This window comes from Paraburkholderia tropica, from assembly GCF_914484835.1.
In the GTDB taxonomy this organism is placed as follows: Bacteria; Pseudomonadota; Gammaproteobacteria; order Burkholderiales; family Burkholderiaceae; genus Paraburkholderia; species Paraburkholderia tropica_A.
In genome coordinates this window covers 58280-64351 of sequence record NZ_CAJZAR010000040.1, presented here as the reverse complement: position 1 = coordinate 64351, position 6072 = coordinate 58280, and the positions used below count along the sequence as shown (strand labels likewise).

General features: G+C 63.4%; 8 protein-coding genes. 5 read left to right on the top strand and 3 right to left on the bottom strand.

Features of this window, described 5'->3' with window-relative positions; all coding sequences use genetic code 11:
• The 4 genes from LDO54_RS11255 to LDO54_RS11240 form a co-directional block, all read left to right on the top strand.
• Nucleotides 1-573: DUF3426 domain-containing protein (locus tag LDO54_RS11255; protein WP_224010247.1), on the top strand; the 573-nt coding region annotated here is incomplete at its 5' end.
• Between the two features lie 102 nt (nt 574-675).
• Nucleotides 676-1176, top strand: coding sequence for a thiol peroxidase (gene tpx / locus LDO54_RS11250; protein ID WP_224010245.1), 501 nt, complete (start codon nt 676-678; stop codon nt 1174-1176).
• Between the two features lie 157 nt (nt 1177-1333).
• Nucleotides 1334-2275, top strand: a complete 942-nt coding sequence (locus LDO54_RS11245) for a carbohydrate kinase family protein (protein ID WP_224010243.1) — start codon at nt 1334-1336, stop codon at nt 2273-2275.
• A 41-nt stretch (nt 2276-2316) separates the two neighbouring features.
• Nucleotides 2317-2793: a glycine zipper 2TM domain-containing protein gene (locus tag LDO54_RS11240; protein ID WP_224010241.1), complete on the top strand. Its 477-nt coding sequence runs from the start codon at nt 2317-2319 to the stop codon at nt 2791-2793.
• 427 nt (nt 2794-3220) lie between these two features.
• On the opposite strand, the gene LDO54_RS11235 is transcribed toward LDO54_RS11240, so the two are convergent.
• The 3 genes from LDO54_RS11235 to LDO54_RS11225 all read right to left on the bottom strand — a co-directional run bounded on the left by LDO54_RS11235 (nt 3221) and on the right by LDO54_RS11225 (nt 5560).
• Entirely contained in the window at nt 3221-3898 is a 678-nt protein-coding gene (locus LDO54_RS11235) for a histone H1-like DNA-binding protein (protein WP_224010232.1), read from the bottom strand.
• A gap of 28 nt (nt 3899-3926) precedes the next feature.
• Nucleotides 3927-4244: a hypothetical protein gene (locus tag LDO54_RS11230; protein ID WP_224010230.1), complete on the bottom strand. Its 318-nt coding sequence runs from the start codon at nt 4242-4244 to the stop codon at nt 3927-3929.
• Nucleotides 4245-4336: 92 nt separating this feature from the next.
• Complete coding sequence (locus LDO54_RS11225; RefSeq protein ID WP_224010228.1) at nt 4337-5560, bottom strand: ribonucleotide-diphosphate reductase subunit beta; 1224 nt, start codon at nt 5558-5560, stop codon at nt 4337-4339.
• A 228-nt stretch (nt 5561-5788) separates the two neighbouring features.
• Between LDO54_RS11225 and LDO54_RS11220 the strand changes: the two genes are divergently transcribed.
• A complete protein-coding gene (locus LDO54_RS11220; protein WP_224010226.1) occupies nt 5789-6052 on the top strand; it encodes a hypothetical protein in 264 nt (87 codons plus the stop codon).
• Nucleotides 6053-6072 lie beyond the last annotated feature (20 nt).

Sequence of the window (6072 nt, the reverse complement as noted above, 5' to 3'; positions counted from 1 at the left end):
GCCGCCGCCGCGCCCGCCTTTTCCGCGCTCGAACCGCGCGAGGGCAACGAGCCCTTCGCCGTGACGCGCGAAGCGCCCACGCAACCGCCGCGCCGCCTCGGCTGGCGCATCGTCGGCGCGCTGATCGCGCTCCTGCTGCTCGTGGTGCTCGCCGCGCAACTGCTCTGGTGGCAGCGCGAAAGCGTGATGGTCTACGTCCCCGCTTCGCAGCCGCTCTATCAGCAGGCCTGCGCCCAGCTCGGCTGCCGCATCAGCCCGCCGCGCGACATCGACGGACTCGAAGTGCAGCAGTCCGATCTGCGTCAGGTGGACGACCCGCATCATCTCGAACTGAAGGTGCCGCTGCGCAACCGCTTCGACATCGCGCTCGCGTATCCGGCGCTCGAACTCACGCTGCTCGACCGCCAGAACAACGTCGTCGTGCGACGCGTGCTGTGGCCGCAGGATTACGCCGCGCCCGGCACGCGCATCGAAGCCGGTCTGCCCGCGCACAGCACGCAGACGATGATCGTGCGCCTGGACACCGGCAATGTCGTCGCGTCGAATTTCCGCATCGAGATTTTCTACCCGTAAATCACGCGTCAGCGCCTGCCCTTCGCGCGGGCGCGCGCACCTTGCGTCCGGCCTCGCCGGACGCGTCACTCACCACTACAGTCAGAATCCGGAGAGCACATCATGAGTCAAGTCACGCTAGGCGGTAACCCGATCGACGTCGCCGGCACGTTCCCGGCACCGGGCCAGAAGGCCCCGGCGTTCTCGCTCGTCGGCAAGGATCTCAAGCCCGTCTCGCTCGGCGACTTCGCCGGCAAGCGCAAGGTGCTGAACATCGTGCCGAGCCTCGACACGCCGACCTGCGCCACCTCGACGCGCAAGTTCAACGAAGCCGCCGCCAAGCTCGACAACACGGCTGTGCTCGTGATCTCGGGCGACCTGCCGTTCGCCGCGACGCGCTTCTGCACGACCGAAGGCATCGAAAACGTCGTCACGGCGTCGACCTTCCGCGGCCATGAATTCGCGCAAGCCTACGGCGTGGACGTCACGAGCGGCCCGCTGACCGGCCTCACGGCGCGTGCCGTGGTCGTGCTCGACGCGAACGACAACGTCGTCTACGCCGAGCGCGTCAGCGAAATCAAGAACGAGCCGAACTACGACGCCGCGCTCGCCGCACTGAAGTAATCCCCGGCGGCGGCGCGCCCGCTACGGCCCGCTCGCGCGCAGCCAGATCCCGAGGGATCGACGCGCTGCGCGCGCGGGCCGGGACGGGCCGACAAGCGAGACGCAACCACGCGCAAGCGCTGCCCCATCCACACCACGCACTACAGGAATTCCCGCCTTGGCTACGCTGATCTGCGGCTCGCTCGCCTACGACAACATCATGACCTTCGAAGGTCGCTTTCGGGAGCACATCCTGCCCGAGCAGGTGCACATCCTGAACGTGAGTTTCCTCGTGCCGACGATGCGTCGCGAATTCGGCGGCTGCGCGGGCAACATCGCTTACTCGCTGCACCTGCTGGGCGGCGACGCGCGCATCATGGCGACGCTCGGCGGCGCCGACGCGCAACCGTACATCGACCGCCTCGACACACTCGGCCTGAACAAGGCGCACGTGCGCGTGCTGCCCGACACGTGGTCGGCGCAGGCGATGATCACCACCGACCTCGAGAACAACCAGATCACCGCGTTCCACCCGGGCGCGATGATGCAATCGCATCTGAACCGCGCTGACGAGGCGCCGGGCGTCAAGCTCGGCATCGTCGCGCCGGACGGCTTCGACGGCATGGTCCAGCACGTCGAACAATTCGCGAAGGCAGGCATCCCGTTTGTCTTTGATCCGGGCCAGGGTCTGCCGCTGTTCGATGGTGCGTCGCTGCGTCGCGCGATTGAACTTGCCACCTATGTTGCGGTCAACGATTACGAAGCCAACCTTGTGAGCCATCGCACCGGCTGGTCGTTCGAGGAAATCGCCAGCAAGGTCGACGCGCTGATCGTCACGCGCGGCGAACACGGCTCGCAGATCTACCATGGCGGCGCCATCGAGGAAATTCCCCCGGTGCAGGCGCAGCAGGTACTCGATCCGACCGGTTGCGGCGACGCGTTCCGCGGCGGCCTCCTCTACGGCATCGAGAACAAGCTCGGCTGGGCCACCACCGGGCGTCTCGCGAGCCTGATGGGCGCGCTCAAGATCGAACATCAAGGGCCGCAGAACTACGCGCCCACGCGGGCGCAGATCAACGAACGTTTCAAGGCGGCATTCGGCTACGAACTGCCGCAATGAAGTCGGGCGCCGCCAGGCGGCGCTCATTGGAGCTACGGGAAATGAGAACAACAAGTCGTCTGATTGTGGCCGTCATGGTCGCGGGTACGCTCGCCATGACGGGTTGTGCGTATAACAGCAGTTCCGCCGACGTCTACACGGCTTCGCAGGCGCAGCGCGAATCCACGGTGCGCATGGCCACGGTGGAAAGCGTGCGTGCGGTGAAGATCAGCTCGAACAACGGCCAGCCCAGCGGTCTGGGCGCAGTCGGCGGCGGCGCGCTGGGCGCCGTGGCGGGCAGCGCGATCGGCGGCGGCCGCGGCTCGATCGTCACGGGCATCATCGGCGGCATCGCGGGTGCAGTGGCCGGTAATGCGGTGGAGAACGGCGTAGCGATGCACAATGGCCTCGAGATCACCGTGCGTCTGGATAACGGCGACTATCGCGCCATCACGCAAGCGTCCACCGGCGAGGTGTTCCAGGCCGGCGAGCGTGTGCGCCTGCTTTCGAGCGGCGGCGTGACGCGGGTTACGCACTGACAATACGCACGAACGATACGCACTAACGCATCAGTCGCACTTTAGCTGCACACGAGTCGCACTTGAGTTGCACGAGATGGCGCGCCACGCGCGCCCGCTCGACGATGAATTGATTGACCGGTTTCCCCTGTACCGCACGGTGCCTTGTGCTCGTTGCGGAACCTCAGGCGCATGTGCTCCCCTGTGCATGCGCCTTTTTTCATGCGCGCGCGAAACGCAGCGGCGCACGACGTCGATACCCCGTCGATACATCACCACGACAAAACGCGCGGACGAAAAAAATCCCGTCGCGAATCATCCGTCGACGGGATTGGGATCGAGTCTTGCTCACCGCCGGCGGTCGTGCAAAACGCACAAGTCGCTCGGCGGCGCTCGATCAACGAAGCGCGCGTTCTTGCTGACCCGCGCGCGCTTCGACTCGTACAGCTTACGGGCGGCTGCCCGTCGGGAACGGCCATGCAGCAGCCGGGTTCAGCGCCGTCTTCACGGTTGCAGCGGGCGCAGCCGGTTGCGCAGCAGGCGCAGCAGCGGCAGCCTTCGCAGGCGCCTTCTTGGCAGCCTTCTTCGCGGCAGCCTTCTTGGCAGGCGCAGCCTTCTTGGCAGGCGCAGCCTTCTTGGCAGGCGCAGCCTTCTTCGCAGGCGCGGCCTTCTTGGCAGCAGCCTTCTTCGCAGGCGCAGCCTTCTTGGCAGCAGCGGCCTTCTTCGCCGGCGCCTTCTTGGCAACAGCCTTCTTCGCTGCGACCTTCTTCACCGCGACTTTCTTGGCGGCAACTTTCTTCGCTGCGGCCTTCTTCGCCGGTGCTGCCTTCTTCGCAGCAACCTTCTTCACGGCGACTTTCTTGGCTGCAACCTTCTTCGTTGCGACCTTCTTCGCTGCGGCCTTCTTCGCCGGTGCTGCCTTCTTCGCAGCAACCTTCTTCACGGCGACCTTCTTGGCTGCAACCTTCTTCGCTGCGGCCTTCTTCGCCGGTGCTGCCTTCTTCGCAGCAACCTTCTTCACGGCGACCTTCTTCACTGCGGCCTTCTTCGCCGGTGCTGCCTTCTTGGCTGCAACCTTCTTCACTGCGGCTTTCTTGGCCGCCGGCTTCTTCTTGGCAGTTGCCATTTTTTTCTCCTTCAGGTTCAGATGAGAGTCAGTTCAAACTACACCCTTCGTCAAAACCCGCTTCCCGCGAACGCTTCTCAGGGCGCACGCTTCGAAGCGGGCTATTCATCGGCGTACGCTGATCCCGCGCGCTTACGCTAATGAATGCGGTAAGGCGCACCGTGCTGAAAAACACAGTGCGCCAAGTCTTTCCGGCGTCGGCTACCGACACCGGGCAACGTTCGTTGAAGGCGCCGGCCACATGGCCCACGCCGTTTTCCGGGGGGAAGTTTGCCCATCCCTCTGAAGGGTTCGCAAAGTGCCTTGCACCTGGTTGAGCCACAAGGGCTCCGGGCACGCTTTGCATCAGGCGTTCCTGCTCCTAATCATCATGCCGGTCGAGGCCTCGCACGAGGCCTCCGGCCACCCCAATAGACTGACTGCCGCAGTGCGCCCGGATTACTCCCAGGACAACGCACCGCCCGTCTGATATTCGATCACGCGCGTCTCGAAGAAGTTGCGTTCCTTCTTCAGGTCGATCATCTCGCTCATCCACGGGAACGGGTTTTCTTCGTTCGGGAAGAGTGCGTCGAGACCGATCTGCTGGCAACGGCGATTGCAGATGAAGCGCAGATAGCTCTTGAACATCGATGCGTTCAGGCCCAACACGCCGCGCGGCATGGTGTCTTCCGCGTAGCGATACTCGAGGTCGACCGCCTGCTTGAACAGTTCGGTGATCTCCGCGCGGAACGCCGGGGTCCACAGCTGCGGATTCTCGAGCTTGATCTGGTTGATCAGGTCGATGCCGAAGTTACAGTGCATCGACTCGTCGCGCAGAATGTACTGATACTGCTCGGCGGCGCCAGTCATCTTGTTCTGGCGGCCGAGTGCGAGGATCTGCGTGAAGCCCACATAGAAGAACAGACCTTCCATGATGCAGGCGAACACGATCAGCGACTTCAGCAGCGTCTGGTCGGATTCGAGCGTACCGGTCGTGAACGCGGGATCCGTCAGCGTGGTGATGAACGGGATCAGGAACTCGTCCTTGTCGCGGATCGACTTGACCTCGTGGTACGCATTGAAGATCTCGCCTTCGTCCAGACCGAGCGATTCGACGATGTACTGGTACGCGTGCGTGTGGATCGCCTCTTCGAATGCCTGACGCAGCAGGAACTGGCGGCATTCGGGCGCCGTGATGTGCCGGTAGGTACCGAGCACGATGTTGTTGGCGGCGAGGGAGTCGGCGGTCACGAAGAAGCCGAGGTTGCGCTTCACGATGCGGCGCTCGTCCTCGGTCAGACCATTCGGGTCTTTCCACAGGGCGATGTCGCGCGACATGTTCACTTCCTGCGGCATCCAGTGATTCGCACAACCGGCCAGGTACTTCTCCCAGGCCCACTTGTACTTGAACGGGACCAACTGATTCACGTCGGTCTGACCGTTGATGATGCGCTTGTCGGCGACATTCACGCGGGCTTCGGTCGAGACCGGCGCCTGCGGCGGCGGTGCGACTGCGAAGTCGGCGGAGAAGATGTTGGTCGCCGAAGAAGACTGAGGAGCGAAGTGCAGTGCGGACTGCGCTTCGGGAACAGAGACAGCCAGGCCAGCGGGGTTGCGCATTGCGTTCTGCTGCGCACCGCTCGACGGAGTTACGGCCGTGTTCTCGTCATCCCAGTTGAGCATAAATGTCACCATCAATTTAGAACGGTTTGTACCATCTTTTCATGCGCGATAAAAGGGTTCGCACACGAAAAATCCTGTTTTCGATTCGCGTTGCGACCTCGATACAACACTTTGTCATCGCATCGTGTCGATCGCGGCGTGTGAGCGGTGCGAATGCATCGCGTATTCGTCGCTCGAACATCGCATGTGCGATGAGCTTCGAGGGTCTTCGCGACATCGAGAGCGTGTGTGAAAACGTGGTTCGCCGCGCGCCTCATCGAATGCATCGCATCGCTTCGCGATGCATTCGACTGCGTGCTGCGAACGCACTTCACGACTCGCTCGCTGCTGCTTCGACAGACCTGCACTCCAACCTGCTACTGCGCTGCGGACATCGCTGCCTGCGTGGGTCTGTCGTTCGCTGCGCCGCGCGCTGCGTTCTGGCTCGCGCGACCTGTTTCGCGTTCAGGCAAAACCCCAGGGATTCCTGAAGCCTTTTTTTCCATCACCTGAACCTGGCGGCGCGCATTGCG

Excerpts from the sequence above, each read along its gene's own strand:
- tpx (WP_224010245.1), top strand. The coding sequence starts at position 676 with ATGAGTCAAGTCACGCTAGGCGGTAACCCGATCGACGTCGCCGGCACG.
- LDO54_RS11225 (WP_224010228.1), bottom strand. The coding sequence starts at position 5,560 with ATGCTCAACTGGGATGACGAGAACACGGCCGTAACTCCGTCGAGCGGT.
- LDO54_RS11230 (WP_224010230.1), bottom strand. The coding sequence starts at position 4,244 with ATGCAAAGCGTGCCCGGAGCCCTTGTGGCTCAACCAGGTGCAAGGCAC.
- LDO54_RS11240 (WP_224010241.1), top strand. The coding sequence starts at position 2,317 with ATGAGAACAACAAGTCGTCTGATTGTGGCCGTCATGGTCGCGGGTACG.
- LDO54_RS11235 (WP_224010232.1), bottom strand. The coding sequence starts at position 3,898 with ATGGCAACTGCCAAGAAGAAGCCGGCGGCCAAGAAAGCCGCAGTGAAG.